This window comes from Variovorax sp. AB1(2024) (assembly GCF_037482385.2).
In the GTDB taxonomy this organism is placed as follows: Bacteria; Pseudomonadota; Gammaproteobacteria; order Burkholderiales; family Burkholderiaceae_C; genus Variovorax.
In genome coordinates this window covers 2,487,305-2,504,188 of record NZ_JBBHKP020000001.1, presented here as the reverse complement: position 1 = coordinate 2,504,188, position 16,884 = coordinate 2,487,305, and the positions used below count along the sequence as shown (strand labels likewise).

The window sequence follows — 16,884 nt, the reverse complement described above, 5'->3', positions numbered from 1 at the left end:
CGCGCAAACCTGACCACCCTTCAAAAAGGCGGGGTGCAGCCCAGAAACACCGCGGAACTGGCTATGCCAGGCCGCAGGTGTTGCCCCCGGTAGGGGGAAGGCGAAGCGACACGAAGTGCGCGCAGCCTGGGGGCGAGCCTAGTTCAATCCGAGCATGCCGCGCAGCTTGGACAGGTCTTCGGCCAGCGTATTGACGCGGCCCGCCAGCAGCTTGCGGTCACGCTCGGTGAGCTTCGAATAGGTTTCGAAGCCGCCGTCGGCCGTCCTGTACTTGGCCAGCGTGTCGAACACCACCTTGAAATTGGCGTCGGTCTTGTCCGAGAAGGCCTTGTTTTCCTTCACGACCAGCGGGCGCAGCAGTTCGACGATCTTGAAAGCGCCCTCGAAATTCGACTGGAAGTCCCACAGGTCGGTGTGGCTGTAGCGGTTTTCCTCGCCGGAGATCTTGGTCGCGGCCACTTCTTCCATCAGCACCGCGGCGCCGCCCACCACCTTCTCCGGCGGGAAAGTCAGCGCACCCAGGCGCTTCTGCAGCTCGAGCACGTCGGCCAACAGCTTGTCGGCCACCGGGTTGAGCTCCTTGGTGTTCTTCTGCACCCACAGGCCGTATTCGATGCGGTGGAAGCCGCCGAAGGCCGGGTCTTTCTCGGCCTTTTCGTGGTCGTCGGCGCGCGAGTCGATCGCCTTGTCGAGGTCGTTGAACAGCTCGGCCACCGGCTCGATGCGCTCGTAGCTGGTGCGCGTGGGCGCATACAGCTTCTTCGCCTTCTCGATGTCGCCGGCCTTCACCGCGGCGGTGAAGGCGCGCGTGTCCGCGGCCAGCTTGCGCACGTTCTCGGCGACGTAGATCTTGTAGTCGGAGATCGGTCCGACCAGCTCGAGCGGCGACACGGCGGCCTGTGCGCCAACGGCACAGAGCCCGGCGAAGCCTGCGACGAAAGTGGCGAGGAAGTGGCGGCGGAACTGCACGGTCATGGATCTCCTTGTTCTGGGCAGTGGTGAAAAAACTTGCGGCACCGATGCCGCTTCAGGCGGCCATCAGGCTGCGCCCCAGCCAGTCGTGCTCGTCCCGCACGCCCGGCAGCGTGAAGAAGAAGCCGCCGCCGATGGGCTTGATGTATTCCTCGAGCGGCTCGCCGTCCAGGCGCTTCTGCACCGCGATGAAGCCGTTCTCCAGGTTGGCCTGGTAGCAGATGAACAGCAGCCCCATCTCGAGCTGGCCCGACTTGGTCACGCCGTTCGAATAATTGAAGGGCCGGCGCAGCATCAGGTTCTTGTCCGAGGCCTTGGTGCGCGGGTTCGCCAGGCGGATGTGCGCGTCCATCGGCGTGGCCTTGCCTTCGGGGTCCTTGGTGTAGTCGGGCACGTCGTGCTCGGTCTTGCCGCCGTCCATCGGCGCGCCGGTGGGCTTCAGACGGCCCATGATGGCCTCCTGCTCCTGCAGCGGCGTGCGGTCCCAGCGCTCCACGAAGTTGCGGATGATGCGCACCGCCTGGTAGCTGCCGCCCACGGCCCAGGCGGGCTCGTCGCCGCCGGGCTGCACCCACACGATGCGGTCCATGAGCTTGTCGTCGGCCGAGTCGGGGTTGGCGGAGCCGTCCCTGAAGCCGAGGAAATTGCGCGCGCTCTCGGCCGGCTTGCCGGGCACCGCCGGAATCGGCGGCACGGTGCCTTCCTGCTTCCAGTGCAGCACCAGCAGGTCGGGCGTGTTCTTGATGATGTCGCGCAGCGCGTGGATGTTGGTGTCGGGCGTGTTGGCGCAGAACTGGATCGACAGGTCGCCGTGGCACAGCGCGGCGTCGAGCGCGTCATTCGGGTGGCGCTGCATCTGGTTCAGCCGCAGGGGCTTTTTCTTCTCGAGGCCGAAGCGCTCGTCGAACAGCGAAGTGCCGACCGACACCGTCACCGTCAGCCCGTCGGGCTGCACCACCGGCCCGAGGATGCCGGAGCCCGCGGGCGGTAGCTTGGGGTCGGGGTCGGTCTGCGGGCCGCCCTGCGTGAGGAAGGCGATGCGCTCGGTGAGCGTGCGGAACAGCCGCTCCAGGTCGGCGCGGTTCTCGGCCAGCACGTAGAACGAAGCGATCATGCCGGCCGTCGGGCGCGGCGTGACGATGCCCGCCTGGTGCCTGCCGCGGAAGGGCACGCGGTCTTGCGTGTGGGTGCTCTGCGGCGCGTCGGTCACTTGCGCGCCGCTGTCCGGCGAATTGGGCGGGCCGGAAGGCGCGGCGCCGGCACGGGCCGAGGCGGCCAAGCCCGCGAAGGCGACGCCGGCGGCGCCGAGCATGCGGCGGCGGTGCGGTGATTCGGGACGTCCCTCGGGCGGGACGGCTTCGTTGAACTTCGACTTTTCCATGGGGATGCCTGCTCTCACGTCATTCCAGGCCGAGCGCCGCGTTGACCTTGCCGAGTTCCTCGGCCAGCGCGCGCACGGGTTCGGCCAGTGCCTTTCTTTGCGCCTCGTCCAGCGGCGCGGGCTTGAAGCCCTCGCCATCGCGGTACGGGGCCAGCGCGGCGTCGAAGGCCGCGAAGCGCTCGTCCACGCTCTTCTGCAGCGCGGGCGCCGCCTTCACTAGCAGCGGCTGCAGCAGCTCGGCAATCTTCTTCGTGCCTTCGTAGGTGCCTTGCAGGTTGGCGGCTTCGGCGTGGCCGTAGTGGTCTTCGCCGCCGGCCGGCAGGTTGTCGGCCACGCGGCGCAGCAGCTTGGAGGCCGAGCCCGCGAGCCGCTCCGGCGGCATGTTGAGGCCGCGCAGGCGCTCCTTGAGGGTGCCGATGTCGCCCGCGAGCTTCTCGACCATGGGCGCGAGGCCCTTCACGTCGTTCTGGCTGTACAGCGCGTACTCGATGCGATGGAAACCGGTGAAGCCGGGGTCGGCCTCGCGCTTCTCGAAGTAGTCGGCGCGTGCGTTGATGCGGGTGTCGAGGTCGGCGAACAGCTCGGCCATCGGCTCGATGCGCTTGTAGGCCTGGTGCGCCGGCGTGTAGAGCGCCCTCGCCTGCTGCAGGTCGCCGGCCTTGACCGCGTCGGACAGCGCGCCCACGGCGTCTTCGAGCGAGCCCGCCTCCAGCCGCAGGAAGGTCTGGTATTCGGCCAGCGCACCGACGTAGTTGACCAGCGACGGCCGCGCCGCTTCGGCATCGGATGCGGCCGAAGGCGTGACGCGCAGCTTGCCGCGTGGGTTGCTGAGCAGGCCGCAGGTGATGGCGAACTCGCCCGGCTGCAGCTTGACCGTCATGGTCTGCGAGAAGCCGGGCGCGATGTTCTCGCGCTCTTCCACCACCATCACGCCGTCGAGAATTTCCCACTCGAGCGCGCGGTTCGACTTGTTGACGATGGTGAAGGTGGTGCGCCCCGCGGGCACGGTGATCTCGTTGGGGTCGCAGGCGTTGCCCTGGATCGTGACGGTGACGGCGTTGTCGGCCGCCTTGGGCGGCGCCTTGCGGGCCTCGTTCGAGGCATACCAGAAGGCCGCGAGGCCGGCGACCACCAGCAGCGCCGAGCCGGCCACCGCCGCGCGCATCAGTTTCGAGGTGGAGGGCTTGTTGTCGGAGGAGGAAGAAGACATTGCGGGTCTCAGCGGGCGGCGGCCGCGCGTGGCGCCGGCGCGGGGGCCGGACGCAAAAAGAAGAAAAGGGCGACGGCCAGGAAGGCCAGGTAGACGATGACCTCGCCCACCACGGGGGCGGCCTGGTAGCCCAGCAGGCCCGAGAGCACGGCGCCCACGGGGCTGTCCATCGGCAGCTTGTCGCTCATGTCGAACACCACCGTCTGCAGGTGGTTCCACACGCCGCCTTCATGCAGCTTGCGCAGGACGCCGGCCAGCAGGCCCGCGGCCACCAGCAGGATGAACAGGCCGGTGAAGCGGAAGAAGCGGCGCAAGTCGAGCCGCACGCCACCCGAATAGAGACCCCAGCCAACGACCACCGACACCGCGATGCCGGCCAGCGCGCCCACCGGCGCTTCCCAGCCGCTGCTCTGCTGGAACACGGCCAGCAGGAAGAACACCGACTCCAGCCCTTCCCGCGCCACCGCGAGAAACACCATGCCGATCAGCGCCCAGCCCTGGCCGTCGGCGCCCTTGGCGAGCGCGCTGTCGATGGAGGCCTGCAGCTCGCCCTTGATCGAGCGCGCCGCCTTGCGCATCCAGAACACCATCGACGTCAGCATGACCACCGCGATGAGCCCGACCACGCCTTCGAACAGCTCCTGCTGCTTCTGCGGAAACTCCGCCGCGAGCAATTGCAGGCCCGCGCCCGCGAACAGCGAGAGCGCGGCGGCCAGAAGCACGCCGACCCACACCGCGGGCATCAGCGCGCCGCGTCCGCTTTGCTTGAGGTAGCTGGCAACGATGCCGACGATCAGCGCGGCTTCGATGCCTTCGCGCAGCATGATGAGAAAGGGAATGAGCATCGGCTTCTGGATTCAGGGCATGGAGAGCCCAGGAGCCAACGAGCATACCGCATCAAATAAGATCCATTCTCATTTGATGGCTTTGATTACCGAATGGTAATGAAAGCGATGTGTCAGGCGCCGATTTCGTGGATGCGAGCGGTGACCGCACCGCCGTCGATCCGCAATTCAGCCACGGCAATGGGCAGCTTGAAGCGGCGCGGCCCCGCGCTGCCCGGATTGACGTACAGCACGCCGCCGCGCTCCTCGATCTTCGGCTTGTGCGAATGGCCCGAGACGACCACGCGCACGCCGGCCGCCGCCGGATCGATGCCGAGCTGCGACAGATCGTGGATCGCATACAGCTGCACGCCGCCGAACTCGACGAGTTCGGTTTCCGCGATGCCGTCGGCCCAGGCTTCGCGGTCGTTGTTGCCGCGTACCACCGTCAGCGGTGCCAGTTCGCGCAGCGCATCGAGGATGCCCGGATCGCCGATGTCGCCGCCATGCACGATGTGGTCGCAGCCCCGGAGGGCCGCGACGGCCTGCGCACGCAGCAGGCCATGGGTGTCGGAGATGAGCCCGACCCGCGTTACCACCGCATCAGGCCGACAGCAGCTGCCGCAGCACGAACGGCAGGATGCCGCCGTGCTTGTAATAGTCGACCTCGATCGGCGTGTCGATGCGCAGGCGCACCGTCACCTCCTGGTGCGTGCCGTCGGGGCGGTGCACCACCAGCTTCACGTCCATCTGCGGCTTGAGTTCGCTGCCGATCACCACGTCGATCTTCTCGTCGCCCGTGAGGCCCAGCGTCTGCCAGGAATCGGCGCCGCGGAACTGCAGCGGCAGCACGCCCATGCCGACCAGGTTGGCGCGGTGGATGCGCTCGAAGCTGCGCGCCACCACGGCCTTGATGCCCAGCAGCTGCGTGCCCTTGGCGGCCCAGTCGCGCGACGAGCCGGTGCCGTACTCTTCGCCGCCGAACACCACGGTGGGCACGCCCTGCTCCATGTACTTCATGGCGGCGTCGTAGATGAACATCTTCTCGTTGCCGGGCTGGAACCGCGTGACGCCGCCCTCTTCCTGCGTGCCGTTGGCGTCCGGCGGAATCATCAGGTTCTTGATGCGCACGTTGGCGAAAGTGCCGCGCATCATCACGTCATGGTTGCCGCGGCGCGAGCCGTAGCTGTTGAAGTCGGCCTTGGCCACGCCGTTGGCCTTCAGCCAGATGCCCGCGGGCGAGCTTTCCTTGATCGAGCCGGCCGGCGAGATGTGGTCGGTGGTGATCGAGTCGCCGAACAGCGCCATGATGCGCGCGCCCTTGAAGCCCGCGTCCGACGCGTGCGGCTTCATCTTGAAGCCCTCGAAGAACGGCGGCTCGGCAATGTAGGTGGACTTGGGCCAGTCGTAGACCTGGCCGTTGGTGCCCTTGATGCTCGTCCAGAACTTGCCCGGATCGGACTTCACCTTGTCGTAGTTCGCGCGGAACGACTTGGCGTTCATGGCATGGCGCAGGTTGTCGTCGATTTCCTTCGGCGTGGGCCAGATGTCGCCCAGGTACACGTCCTTGCCGCCCTTGCCCTTGCCCACGGGCTGGGTCATCAGGTCGGTCATGACGTTGCCGGCGATGGCGAAGGCCACCACCAGCGGCGGCGAGGCCAGGAAGTTGGCCTTCAGGTTCGGATGGATGCGCGCCTCGAAATTGCGGTTGCCCGACAGCACGGCCGCGCCGATCAGGTCGTTCTTGGTGATGGCTTCGTTGATCTCGGGCGTGAGGTCGCCGGCGTTGCCGATGCAGGTGGTGCAGCCGTAGCCGGCGAGGTAGAAGCCCAGCTTCTCCAGGTACGGCAGCAGGCCGGCCTTCTCGAGGTATTCGGTCACGATGCGCGAGCCGGGTGCCAGCGAGGTCTTGATGTGCGGCTTGACGGTGAGGCCGGCTTCCACCGCCTTCTTTGCCAGCAGGCCGGCAGCCAGCATCACGCTCGGGTTGGACGTGTTGGTGCACGAGGTGATGGCGGCGATCAGCACGTCGCCGTTGCCGATGGTCACTTCGCCCTTGGGCGCCGAAGGGGCGGTGACGCTCACGTGCGCGGCGGCCTTGGTGGAGCGGTTGGCCACCATCTCGACCACGTCGAGCGGCGCGCCCGCGGGCGGCGACGCCGCCTCGTCATCGCTGCCCTTGCCGGCAGCCACCAGCGGATAGCGCACCTTGAGCTTGTCCGCCGGCTGGTTGAAGCCGTTGGCGTCGTTGGGCTTGCTGTAAAGCTCCGAGAACTTGGTGGACAGGTGGCCCAGGTCGATGCGGTCCTGGGGACGCTTCGGGCCGGCCAGGCTGGGCGACACGGTGCCGAGGTCCAGGCGGACCACCTTGGTGTAGTCGATGTCGCCCGGGGCAGGCATGCCGAACAGGCCCTGCGCCTTGTAGTAGGCCTCGAAGCGCTCGACCTCTTCCTTGGTGCGGCCGGTGCCTTCGAAGTAGGCCACGGTCATTTCGTCGACCGGGAAGAAGCCCATGGTCGCGCCGTATTCGGGCGCCATGTTGCCGATGGTCGCGCGGTCGGGCACGGCGATGGATGCGGCGCCGGGACCGAAGAATTCGACGAACTTGCCCACCACCTTCTCGGCGCGCAGGATGGCGGTGACGTACAGCACCAGGTCGGTGGCGGTGACGCCTTCGCGCAGCTTGCCGGTGAGCTCGAAGCCCACCACGTCGGGCGTCAGCATGTAGACCGGCTGGCCCAGCATGGCCGCCTCGGCCTCGATGCCGCCCACGCCCCAGCCGACCACGCCGATGCCGTTGATCATGGTGGTGTGGCTGTCGGTGCCCACCAGCGAGTCGGGGTAGTAGGTGGGCTTGTCGCCGTCGTCGTACGGGCTCTTGTAGACGCCGCGCGCAAAGTACTCCAGGTTCACCTGGTGCACGATGCCGAAGCCCGGCGGCACCACGCGGAAGGTGTCGAAGGCCTGCATGCCCCACTTCATGAACTGGTAGCGCTCGTTGTTGCGCTGGAATTCCAGCTTCATGTTCAGGTCGAGCGCCTTGGGCGTGCCGTAGTAGTCGACCATCACCGAGTGGTCGACCACCAGGTCGACGGGCACCAGCGGCTCGATGGTCTTGGGCGACTTGCCCAGCTTGGCGGCCACGCTGCGCATGGCGGCCAGGTCGGCCAGCAGCGGCACGCCGGTGAAGTCCTGCAGCACCACGCGGGTGACGACGAAGGGAATTTCGTCGGTGCGCTCGGCGTTGGGCGCCCAGTGGGCCAGCTCTTCGACGTGCTTGGCCGACACCTTCTGGCCGTCGCAATTGCGCAGCACCGATTCGAGCACGATGCGAATGGAAACCGGCAGGCGGTCGACGGTCGGGTATTGCTTGGCCAGCTCCTTCAGGGACCAGTACTTGCCGGACTTGCCGGATGCTGTCTTGAAGGTCTTGAGGGTGGACGCAAAGGCATGCGCCGGTGCTTTGGCCATAGAGGGACTCCTGTTGGTTCGTGGAAGCCTCTCAAAGATAGCAGGGATCGATGTCAGTGGCTGTAGTCGGGGGACTCGGCTCGCCCCCGTTTTTCCGAATGGGCAGCCGGCATTTCAGGCCATGGCCATTCGCGTACCGCCGCGCGTGCGGCGCAGGCCGGTCCATTGCAGTTCGGCCAGCACGACCACGCAGGCCGCCTGCGCCAGCACCCATGCCATGCCCAGCGCACTGACCGCGAACATGCCGCTCACCAGCAGCGCGATGCAGGCCGCGGCCCAGCCGAAATTGCCCACGACGACAAGGCCGATCAGCCCGCGCGGCGGCGTGCTGCGGCTGGCCATGAAGGCGGCCATTGCCGCATAGGCCAGCAGGAAGACGCCCGTGCCCATGAGCAGCGGCGCCGGCAGGCCGGTCAGCCGCGCCAGCGCGTCGGTGAAGGCCACCTGCAGCGCGCCGGTCGCGGCGCACGAGGCGGCATCGGCCCACATCACGTTGGGCAGGAAACGGGGGGATGCGAAGACGGACATGCGGTTCTCCTTGGTGTAGTACCGGGGTGGTACGGCGCCAATGATTCCGGCGGCGGCGCACCGCGTCGATGACCTCCGAGGTCATGGCGCCGCACCACGGCCGCGCCAGAATGCGGCTCCATGAACACCATCCGCTCCCATTCGTCCAAGGCCGACCGCCCCGGCGCGCGCGATCCGTTCGGCGTCCATCTGCGGCACTGGCGCACCCACCGCCGCCTGAGCCAGCTCGACCTGGCCCAGGAAGCCGAAGTCTCGACCCGCCATCTGAGCTACGTGGAAACCGGCCGCGCAGCCCCCAGCCGAGAAATGGTGCTGCGGCTGGCCGAACGGCTGGAGGTGCCGCTGCGCGAGCGCAATGCGCTGCTGGTGGCGGCGGGCTTCGCGCCGATGTACCGGCAGCGCTCCCTCGACGACCCTGCCATGGCCTCCGCGCGCCGCGCCATCGATTTGGTGCTGAAGGGACACGAGCCCTTTCCCGCGCTGGCCGTGGACCGCCACTGGAACCTGGTCGCGCACAACGCGCTGGTGCCGCTGCTGATGGAAGGCGCCGCGCCCGAACTGCTGAAGCCGCCCATCAACGTGCTGCGGCTGAGCCTGCACCCCGACGGCGTGGCACCGCGCATCGCCAACCTCGCGCAGTGGCGCACCCATCTGCTCGAGCGGCTCCAGCAGCAGATCGCGGCCACCGGCGACGCGGTGCTGCAGTCGCTGCACGACGAACTCGCGGCCTATCCCCCGCCCGCCGTGAGCCACGACGCCCCGGCGCTCGACACCGCGCTGTCGGCGGTGGCGGTGCCCTTCCAGGTCGTCATGCCGAGCGGCGTGCTGAGCTTCATCAGCACCATCACGATCTTCGGCACGCCGGTCGACGTCACATTGCAGGAACTCGCGGTGGAGTCGTTCTTTCCGGCCGATGAGCAGACGGCTGCGGCGCTGGTTGCATTGGCGGCGCAGCTGGCGCAGTCCACGCCGCAGGCGGATTGAGATCGGCCCTGCCGTCCGCGCCGCGCGGCGGGCCTTCGAAGTCGTCCACCTGGATGACCTTGTCGGCGGCCTTCAGGTAGGCCAGAGCCAGTTCGGGATCCGGCGCCGAGCTGGCCGCCTCTTCCAGCGAATTCGTGCGGCGCAGCACCTTGTTGAGCGCGGCGGTGGTGTCGCCGAGCTGCACCGAAAGCTCCATCGCATGCATCAGGTCGCGCAGGCCGCCGGGCGCGGGCTCGCTGAGGTCGGGCGCCAGGCGCTCGATGATGCGCGGGTTCTTGCGCAGCAGGTCGGCCAGTGCGATCAGTTGCACGTCGCGCAGAGGCGCCAGGTGCGAAGTGCGGCGCAGCACCAGCGCGCCGATCACGCGCCGCCCGGCGGTCGGCAGGTTGGCGTACAGGTCGCGCAATATCTTGCCGGCCTCGTCGAGCTGCAGCCGGATTGCGGCCTGCGCGAACGGCAGCAGCTCGGGCGCCCCGTCGACGCGGTAGCGCCAGATGCACGCGCTGGCCAGGTACAGGTGCGCGAGCACGTCGCCGAGCCTTGCCGACAGCAGCTCCATGCGCTTGAGCTTGCCGCCGAGCATGCCCATCGCAAGGTCGGCGGTGAGCGCGTACTTGGCGCTCATGCGCGCGACCAGCCGTGCCTCCGGCAGCAGGTCTTCGGGCGGCTGGCCCAGCACCGGCGCGCCGAACAGGCTGTGCCACAGGTTGACGGCCACGTGCCTGCCGTGCGCCATCAGCGCCTTGCCCAGCGCGGTTTCGTCGCCCGCCTGCACGGCGGCCATTTCGTCGAGCACGTGCGGGTGGCAGCGCACCGCGCCCTGCCCGAACACGATGAGCGCGCGCGTGAGGATGTTCGCGCCCTCCACCGTGATCGCGATCGGCGCCTGCCGGTAAGCCACGCCGAGCAGGTTCGAAGGGCCCGAGATGATGCCCTTGCCGCCGAGGATGTCCATGCCGTGGTTCACAGCGCGCCGCCCCGCCTCGGTCAGCTGCACCTTGAGAATGGCGCTGGCCACGCTGGGCCGCTCGCCCTTGTCGAGCGCCGCCGCGGTGTAGCGGCGTGCCGCGTCGGTCGCATAGAGCTCGGCGGACATCTGCGCCACCAGCCCCGCCACCGCATGGAACTTGCCGACCGGCATGCCGAACTGCTCGCGGATCTGGCCGTAGCCGTCGCTCACGTAGAGCGCGGTCTGCTGCATCGCCGAGCCCAGCGCGGGCAGAGAGATGGCGCGGCCCGCGGCCAGGCACTCCATCAGCATGCGCCAGCCCTGCCCGACCTGCTTCTCGCCGCCGATGATCCAGTCCATCGGCACGAACACCTGCCGGCCGTGAATGGGGCCGTTCATGAAGGCGCTGTCCATGGGGCGATGGCGCCGGCCGATCTCCATGCCCTCGTGCGGCACGGGAATCAGCGCGCAGGTGATGCCCAGGTCGCGCTGGCCCTCGGGCCGGCTCTCGTCCACGGCATGGAAGGCCAGGCCGACCACGGTGGCCACCGGCGCGAGCGTGATGTAGCGCTTGTCGAAATCGACCAGGAAGCCGCGCGTCATGCGGCCTTCGAACTCGCGCTCGACCACCACCCCGCGATCGGGAATCGACGCCGCGTCAGACCCCGCGTAGGGCGAGGTCAGGCCGAAGCACGGCAGCTCGCGGCCATCCGCGAGGCGCGGCAGGTAGTGGTCCTTCTGCGCATCGGTGCCGTAGCGCAGCAGCAGTTCGGCCGGGCCCAGCGAGTTGGGCACCATGACCGTGACGGCCGTGGCGGTGTTGACGGTGGCAATGCGCGTCACCACGGTGGCGTGCGCGAAGTGGCTGAAGCCGAGGCCGCCGAACTCCTCGGGAATGATCATCCCGAAGAAGCGCTTCTCTCGAAGGAAGCGCCACACCTCGGGCGGCAGGTCGCGCGCCTGGTCGATGGCGTGGTCGTCCAGCATGTGGCACAGCGTGCGCACCTCGTTGTCCAGAAAGGCCTGTTCGCGTTCGGTGAGCCGGTTCGGCCCCATGGCCGAGAGCGCGTCGAAATCGGGCCGCCCCGCGAACAACTGGCCCTCGAAGCCGACGGTGCCGGCCTCCAGCGCGGCCCGCTCGGTGTTTCCGAGCGGCGGCAGCGCCTTCGAGAATGGCTTCATGGCCCATCGGCCGATCAGTGTCGCCAGCGGCATGGTGCGTCTCCTTCCGCGACGAACGCGCGCGGATTGACACGATTCTTGAGGCTTGTAACGGGCCGCGCGAGCCGGCCAAGTGCGAAGCCGTCTGTCGGATACGGACGCGCCTGGGCCGATCAGCGAGAACATCGGTCCCATCGAGCAGCACGTCATGGCCGCGGCTGCCCTGCACCGCGATTACTTCCGCTTTCCGCCGATGCGCCCATGAATGGAGCGCGCAAGAAAAAGCCCCGGCTGGCGGGGCTTCTTCAATGGCGCGGGCCGAGCCGCGGAGATCAGGCCGTGACCGAGTCCGCCACGCCCTTGTAGTCTTCGATCTTGTCGAAGTTCAGGTACTGGTAGATCTGCGCGCTGGAGGCGTCGAGCACGCCCGAAGCAGCCATGTATTCCTCGCGCGTCGGGATGCGGCCCAGGCGCGAGCAGATGGCGGCCAGTTCGGCCGAGCCGAGGTACACGTTGGTGTTCTTGCCCAGGCGGTTCGGGAAGTTGCGCGTGCTGGTCGACATGACCGTCGCGCCTTCGCGCACCTGTGCCTGGTTGCCCATGCACAGCGAGCAGCCGGGCATTTCGGTGCGGGCACCGGCATTGCCGAACACGCCGTAGTGGCCTTCTTCGGTGAGCTGCTGCGCGTCCATCTTGGTCGGCGGGGCGATCCACAGCTTGACCGGGATGTCGCGCTTGCCTTCGAGCAGCTTCGACGCGGCGCGGAAGTGGCCGATGTTGGTCATGCACGAACCGATGAACACTTCGTCGATCGCGGCGCCGGCCACGTCGCTCAGCGTCTTCACGTCGTCAGGGTCGTTCGGGCAGGCCACGATGGGCTCGTGGATCTCGGCCAGGTCGATCTCGATGACGGCGGCGTAGTCGGCGTCGTCGTCGCCCTTGAGCAGTTGCGGGTTCGCGAGCCAGGCTTCCTGCGCGGCGATGCGGCGCTGCAGCGTGCGGGCGTCGGCGTAGCCTTCGGCAATCATCCACTTCATCAGCGTGATGTTGCTGTTGATGTACTCGATGATCGGTTCCTTGTTCAGGTGCACCGTGCAGCCGGCGGCCGAGCGTTCGGCCGAGGCGTCGCTCAGCTCGAATGCCTGTTCCACCTTCAGGTCGGGCAGGCCTTCGATCTCGAGGATGCGGCCCGAGAAGATGTTCTTCTTGCCCTTCTTCTCGACCGTCAGCAGGCCGGACTTGATGGCGTACAGCGGAATCGCGTTGACCAGGTCGCGCAGCGTGACGCCGGGCTGCATCTTGCCCTTGAAGCGCACGAGCACCGATTCGGGCATGTCCAGCGGCATCACGCCGGTGGCGGCCGCGAAGGCCACGAGGCCGGAGCCCGCGGGGAAGCTGATGCCGATGGGGAAGCGGGTGTGGCTGTCGCCGCCCGTGCCCACGGTGTCGGGCGTCAGCAGGCGGTTGAGCCAGCTGTGGATCACGCCGTCGCCCGGACGCAGCGACACGCCGCCGCGGTTGGCCATGAACTCGGGGAGTTCGTGGTGCATCTTGACGTCGACCTTCTTGGGGTACGCCGCCGTGTGGCAGAACGACTGCATGACGAGGTCGGCCGAGAAGCCCAGGCAGGCCAGGTCCTTCAGTTCGTCGCGCGTCATCGGGCCGGTGGTGTCCTGCGAGCCGACCGAGGTCATCTTGGGTTCGCAGTACGTGCCCGGGCGAACGCCCTGGCCTTCGGGCAGGCCGCAGGCGCGGCCGACCATCTTCTGAGCGAGCGAGAAGCCCTTCTTGGTGTCCACAGGGCTTTGCGGCAGGCGGAACAGCGTGGAAACGGGCAGGCCCAGCGCTTCGCGCGCCTTGGCCGTCAGGCCGCGGCCGATGATCAGCGGAATGCGGCCGCCGGCGCGCACTTCGTCGAACAGCACGTCGCTCTTGACCTGGAATTCGGCGATGACCTTGCCGTCCTTCAGCGCCTTGCCTTCATAGGGGCGCAGCTCGACCACGTCGCCCATGTTCATCTGCGTGACGTCGAGTTCGATCGGCAGCGCGCCCGAGTCTTCCATCGTGTTGTAGAAGATGGGAGCGATCTTGCCGCCGAGGCAGACGCCGCCGAAGCGCTTGTTGGGCACGTAGGGAATGTCTTCGCCGGTGAACCACAGCACCGAGTTGGTGGCGCTCTTGCGCGACGAACCCGTGCCGACCACGTCGCCGGCGTAGGCCACGAGGTGGCCGCGCGCGCGCAGGTCTTCGATGAACTTCACCGGGCCGCGCTTGCCGTCTTCCTCGGGCACGATGCCGGGGCGCGCGTTCTTGTGCATCGCCAGGGCGTGCATCGGGATGTCGGGACGGGTCGTCGCATCGGGTGCGGGCGACAGGTCGTCGGTGTTGATTTCGCCAGCCACCTTGAAGATGCTGACGGTGATGCTCTCGGGCACTTCGGGGCGGCTGGTGAACCACTCGGCATCGGCCCAGCTCTGCAGCACGCCCTTGGCGTTGGCGTTGCCCTTGTCGGCCTTTTCCTTGACGTCGTGGAACTGGTCGAACATCAGCAGGGTCTTCTTCAGGCCCTCTGCCGCCACGGCGCCCACTTCGGCGTCGTCGAGCAGGTCGATCATGGGGCTGATGTTGTAGCCGCCGAGCATGGTGCCGAGCAGTTCGGTCGCGCGGGCGCGCGAAATGAACTCGCTCTTCTCGGTGCCGTGCGCCACGGCCGCGAGGTAGCTCGCCTTGACCTTGGCCGCGTCGTCGACGCCGGCGGGCACGCGATAGGTGAGCAGGTCCAGCAGGAAGGCGCCGTCCTTGGCGTTCGCGCTCTTGAGGAGCTCGATCGCTTCAGAGGTCTGCTTCGCGCTCAGGGGCAGCGGCGGGATACCGAGCGCGGCGCGTTCGGCAACATGGTCAACGTAGGCTTGCAACATCTTCTTTTCTCCGGAAACTGGTCTTGCGGGAATGCGGTGCGGTCAAGCAAGAGCCGCACCGCACCCCGCGCTCGGTACGCTTACTTCTTCTCGCCGTCGGCGCCGTCGAACAGCGCCTTGGGTGGGTTCTTCTTCATTTCTGCGGCGAAGGCGACCTGGGCTTCGGTCTGGCATTCGTCGGCAAGGCGCAGGCCGGCCTTCTGGTTCATCAGCATCGACTTGTTGCCGAGCTGGAGCCACATGGCGCCGGCACGCGGGTCTTCGAGGCGGATGGCGCCGGTACGGCTTTCGACCGGGTGCATGCGGTACTTCGCGCCCTTGGTGCTGACGGTGAAGAAGCCGGGCTTCTTGTCGTCGGGCGTGACGGTCACGTCGGCGCCGAGTTCGCACTGGGCCTTGCCGATGGACACGCGCTGCGCCACGGCCAGGTCGGCCTCGGAGAGCGTCACGTCGGTGTCGGTGTTGATGGGCGTGACTTCCTCGACGGCCTTGGCGGCCTTGCGGGTGACCTGGTGCTTCTTGGCAGGGGCCTTCGCCGTGCTGGAGGAAGCTGCCTTGGCGGCGGGCTTTGCGGCCGGCTTGGCAGCGTCCTGGGCCATTGCGGCCAGGGGCAGAGCCAGTGCGACAGCTGCAATCAGGGCAATTTTCTTCATGTGTGGGTTTCCTTGAGGCTGGGTTCGGGTGGTTTCAGGAGGCCGCGAGCGCAAACCAGGCTTTCGCCTCGGGGGGCAACGCGCGCCCTGTTGCGTGGGCACGTGTCAGAACCTGCCAGAAATGGCGGTAGCTCGCGCGGTCGTGCAATGTGCCATCAATTTGTGTCGGCGCCCAATCCGCGGCTGCCGCCTTTACAAGGATTTTTGTGGCAATTTGAATCTGCGCCTCGTCGGGCGCGAAGGCTTCGAGGATCGGCCGGATCTGGTTCGGGTGGATGCTCCACATGCGCGTGTAGCCGAATTCGGTGGCCGCCTTGCGGGCTGCCGTGCGCATGGCGTCGGTGTTGTTGAACTCGGTGACCACGCAGTGCGACGGCACCTTGCCGTAGGCGTGCGCGGCCGAAGCGATGGCCAGCTTGGCACGCACCACCAGCGGATGGCTGAACTGCCCCGCCGCGCCCATGCCGTCGGCGGGAATGGCGCCGGCGTGGGCCGAGACGAAGTCCATCAGGCCGAAGCTCAGCGACTGCACGCGCGGATGCGCGGCGATCTCGAAGGCGTTGTGCACGGCCAGCGGCGACTCGATCAGCACATGCAGCGGCAGCGCGCCGGCGTCGGCCGCCTCGAGCGCGGACACAGCCTGCAACACATCGGCCACCGATTCGACCTTGGGCACCATCAGGTGGCTCAGGCGGTGTCCGGCGCGCCCGGCGATGGTGACCACGTCGCCGGCAAACGCCGGATGATCGACCGGGTGCACGCGCACGCCGACACGCATGCCGGGCCTGGCGGCCAGCGCGAGCTCGGCGACGAGCGCGGCGTGCTCGGCCTCGCCACCCACGGGGGCGCCGTCCTCGCAGTCGAGGGTGACGTCGAACACGCAGGCGCCGAACTCCTCGGCCATCTCGGCCTGGAGCGCGAGGCTCTTCTTCATGCGCGCTTCGACGCCGCTGTAGTGGTCGCACACGGGCAGCGTCACGGCGCCGGCCTGCGCGCCGAGCAGCACCTGGGCGGGGTGTACGGCGTTGGTCATGCGTTGCCGCCCTTCTGCGCGACGAAGAACATGCGCGGGAACGCGAGCAGCCGCTTTCCGTCGGTCCTTGGCGGGTAGGCCTCGTTCACGCGTCGTTCGTATTCGGCCAGGTAGCTGGCCTGCAGCGCCGGCTCGAGGCGATCGACGAAAGGCTTCAGCCCCGTGCCGCGCACCCATTCGACGATGGATGCGGCGTCGGCCATGCGGTGCTGGTAAATGGTGTGCCAGACATCGACGTGCACGGCGCGCGGCGCCAGCAGGTCGTAGTAGCCGGCCAGGTCGAGCAGCCGGGTGCGCAGCCTGTCGGCGTCGCCGATGGGCTCGGCCCACGGCGCTTCGGCGGCCACGGCGCGCATCAGCCGGTGCGTGGGCTCCTGGCGGTTGTCGGGCATCTGGACGGCGAGCACGCCGCCCGGGGCCAGCGCGTCGAACAGGCGCGGGATCAGCTTTTCGTGATCGGGCACCCACTGCAGGGACGCGTTGGCATAGATGAGGTCGGGCGCTTCTTCCGGAGAACGCGGCGCCCAGGTCGCGATGTCGCTCAACTCGAAGCGCGCCTGCGGCAGGCGCTCGCGCGCGCTGGCCAGCATGGCTTCGGAGTTGTCGGTCCCGGTGACTTGCGCCTTCGGGAACCGGTGAACCAGCAGCTCGGTGAAATTGCCCGGGCCGCAGCCGAGGTCGACCACGCGGGCCGCCTCGGTCAGCGGCACCCGCGCCAGGAGTTCCTGTGCGGGGCGGGTGCGCTCGTCCTCGTAGCGACGGTAGAGCGCGGGGTTCCAGTCGAGCATGCTGCGGATGGC

13 protein-coding genes are annotated in these 16,884 nt (G+C 68.0%); 1 reads left to right on the top strand and 12 read right to left on the bottom strand.

Features of this window, described 5'->3' with window-relative positions:
• Positions 1–138: 138 nt before the first annotated feature.
• From efeO (WIX39_RS11650) to WIX39_RS11620, 7 genes are all read right to left on the bottom strand, one after another.
• Positions 139–975, bottom strand: coding sequence for an iron uptake system protein EfeO (gene efeO / locus WIX39_RS11650; RefSeq protein WP_155742641.1), 837 nt, complete (start codon positions 973–975; stop codon positions 139–141).
• 52 nt (positions 976–1,027) lie between these two features.
• Positions 1,028–2,353 (bottom strand): iron uptake transporter deferrochelatase/peroxidase subunit, encoded by a 1,326-nt coding sequence (gene efeB / locus WIX39_RS11645; protein ID WP_409195064.1) that lies wholly within the window; start codon positions 2,351–2,353, stop codon positions 1,028–1,030.
• 19 nt (positions 2,354–2,372) lie between these two features.
• On the bottom strand, positions 2,373–3,563 hold the full coding sequence (gene efeO / locus WIX39_RS11640) for an iron uptake system protein EfeO (RefSeq protein ID WP_409195063.1): 1,191 nt from the start codon (positions 3,561–3,563) through the stop codon (positions 2,373–2,375).
• Positions 3,564–3,571: 8 nt separating this feature from the next.
• Complete coding sequence (efeU, locus tag WIX39_RS11635) at positions 3,572–4,408, bottom strand: iron uptake transporter permease EfeU (protein WP_081270647.1); 837 nt, start codon at positions 4,406–4,408, stop codon at positions 3,572–3,574.
• Between the two features lie 113 nt (positions 4,409–4,521).
• Positions 4,522–4,986: a metallophosphoesterase family protein gene (locus WIX39_RS11630; RefSeq protein ID WP_409195062.1), complete on the bottom strand. Its 465-nt coding sequence runs from the start codon at positions 4,984–4,986 to the stop codon at positions 4,522–4,524.
• Between the two features lie 4 nt (positions 4,987–4,990).
• Positions 4,991–7,858 (bottom strand): aconitate hydratase, encoded by a 2,868-nt coding sequence (locus WIX39_RS11625; protein WP_409195061.1) that lies wholly within the window; start codon positions 7,856–7,858, stop codon positions 4,991–4,993.
• 114 nt (positions 7,859–7,972) lie between these two features.
• Positions 7,973–8,386 carry a hypothetical protein gene (locus WIX39_RS11620; RefSeq protein ID WP_409195060.1) on the bottom strand — a complete coding sequence of 138 codons (414 nt, stop codon included), beginning with the start codon at positions 8,384–8,386 and terminating at the stop codon, positions 7,973–7,975.
• A gap of 120 nt (positions 8,387–8,506) precedes the next feature.
• On the opposite strand from WIX39_RS11620, the gene WIX39_RS11615 reads away from it, so the two are divergent.
• A complete protein-coding gene (locus WIX39_RS11615) occupies positions 8,507–9,370 on the top strand; it encodes a helix-turn-helix domain-containing protein (RefSeq protein ID WP_081270651.1) in 864 nt (287 codons plus the stop codon).
• On the opposite strand, the gene WIX39_RS11610 is transcribed toward WIX39_RS11615, so the two are convergent.
• From WIX39_RS11610 to tam, 5 genes are all read right to left on the bottom strand, one after another.
• A complete protein-coding gene (locus tag WIX39_RS11610) occupies positions 9,258–11,534 on the bottom strand; it encodes an acyl-CoA dehydrogenase (protein WP_081270652.1) in 2,277 nt (758 codons plus the stop codon). The two genes, WIX39_RS11615 and WIX39_RS11610, sit on opposite strands and share 113 nt — an antisense overlap.
• 278 nt (positions 11,535–11,812) lie before the next feature.
• Positions 11,813–14,398, bottom strand: coding sequence for a bifunctional aconitate hydratase 2/2-methylisocitrate dehydratase (locus WIX39_RS11605; RefSeq protein ID WP_081270653.1), 2,586 nt, complete (start codon positions 14,396–14,398; stop codon positions 11,813–11,815).
• 80 nt (positions 14,399–14,478) lie between these two features.
• Positions 14,479–15,051 carry a hypothetical protein gene (locus tag WIX39_RS11600; RefSeq protein WP_106935283.1) on the bottom strand — a complete coding sequence of 191 codons (573 nt, stop codon included), beginning with the start codon at positions 15,049–15,051 and terminating at the stop codon, positions 14,479–14,481.
• Positions 15,052–15,085: 34 nt separating this feature from the next.
• Positions 15,086–16,084 (bottom strand): HpcH/HpaI aldolase/citrate lyase family protein, encoded by a 999-nt coding sequence (locus WIX39_RS11595; protein ID WP_409195059.1) that lies wholly within the window; start codon positions 16,082–16,084, stop codon positions 15,086–15,088.
• Positions 16,081–16,872: a trans-aconitate 2-methyltransferase gene (tam, locus tag WIX39_RS11590; protein WP_409195058.1), complete on the bottom strand. Its 792-nt coding sequence runs from the start codon at positions 16,870–16,872 to the stop codon at positions 16,081–16,083. Before tam ends, WIX39_RS11595 begins: the two co-directional genes overlap by 4 nt.
• Positions 16,873–16,884 lie beyond the last annotated feature (12 nt).

Bases quoted from the DNA above. Each gene is read 5' to 3' on its own strand.
- efeO (WP_155742641.1), bottom strand. From the start codon at position 975: ATGACCGTGCAGTTCCGCCGCCACTTCCTCGCCACTTTCGTCGCAGGC.
- efeB (WP_409195064.1), bottom strand. From the start codon at position 2,353: ATGGAAAAGTCGAAGTTCAACGAAGCCGTCCCGCCCGAGGGACGTCCC.
- efeO (WP_409195063.1), bottom strand. From the start codon at position 3,563: ATGTCTTCTTCCTCCTCCGACAACAAGCCCTCCACCTCGAAACTGATG.
- efeU (WP_081270647.1), bottom strand. From the start codon at position 4,408: ATGCTCATTCCCTTTCTCATCATGCTGCGCGAAGGCATCGAAGCCGCG.
- WIX39_RS11625 (WP_409195061.1), bottom strand. From the start codon at position 7,858: ATGGCCAAAGCACCGGCGCATGCCTTTGCGTCCACCCTCAAGACCTTC.
- WIX39_RS11620 (WP_409195060.1), bottom strand. From the start codon at position 8,386: ATGTCCGTCTTCGCATCCCCCCGTTTCCTGCCCAACGTGATGTGGGCC.
- WIX39_RS11615 (WP_081270651.1), top strand. From the start codon at position 8,507: ATGAACACCATCCGCTCCCATTCGTCCAAGGCCGACCGCCCCGGCGCG.
- WIX39_RS11610 (WP_081270652.1), bottom strand. From the start codon at position 11,534: ATGCCGCTGGCGACACTGATCGGCCGATGGGCCATGAAGCCATTCTCG.
- WIX39_RS11605 (WP_081270653.1), bottom strand. From the start codon at position 14,398: ATGTTGCAAGCCTACGTTGACCATGTTGCCGAACGCGCCGCGCTCGGT.
- WIX39_RS11600 (WP_106935283.1), bottom strand. From the start codon at position 15,051: ATGAAGAAAATTGCCCTGATTGCAGCTGTCGCACTGGCTCTGCCCCTG.
- WIX39_RS11595 (WP_409195059.1), bottom strand. From the start codon at position 16,084: ATGACCAACGCCGTACACCCCGCCCAGGTGCTGCTCGGCGCGCAGGCC.
- tam (WP_409195058.1), bottom strand. From the start codon at position 16,872: ATGCTCGACTGGAACCCCGCGCTCTACCGTCGCTACGAGGACGAGCGC.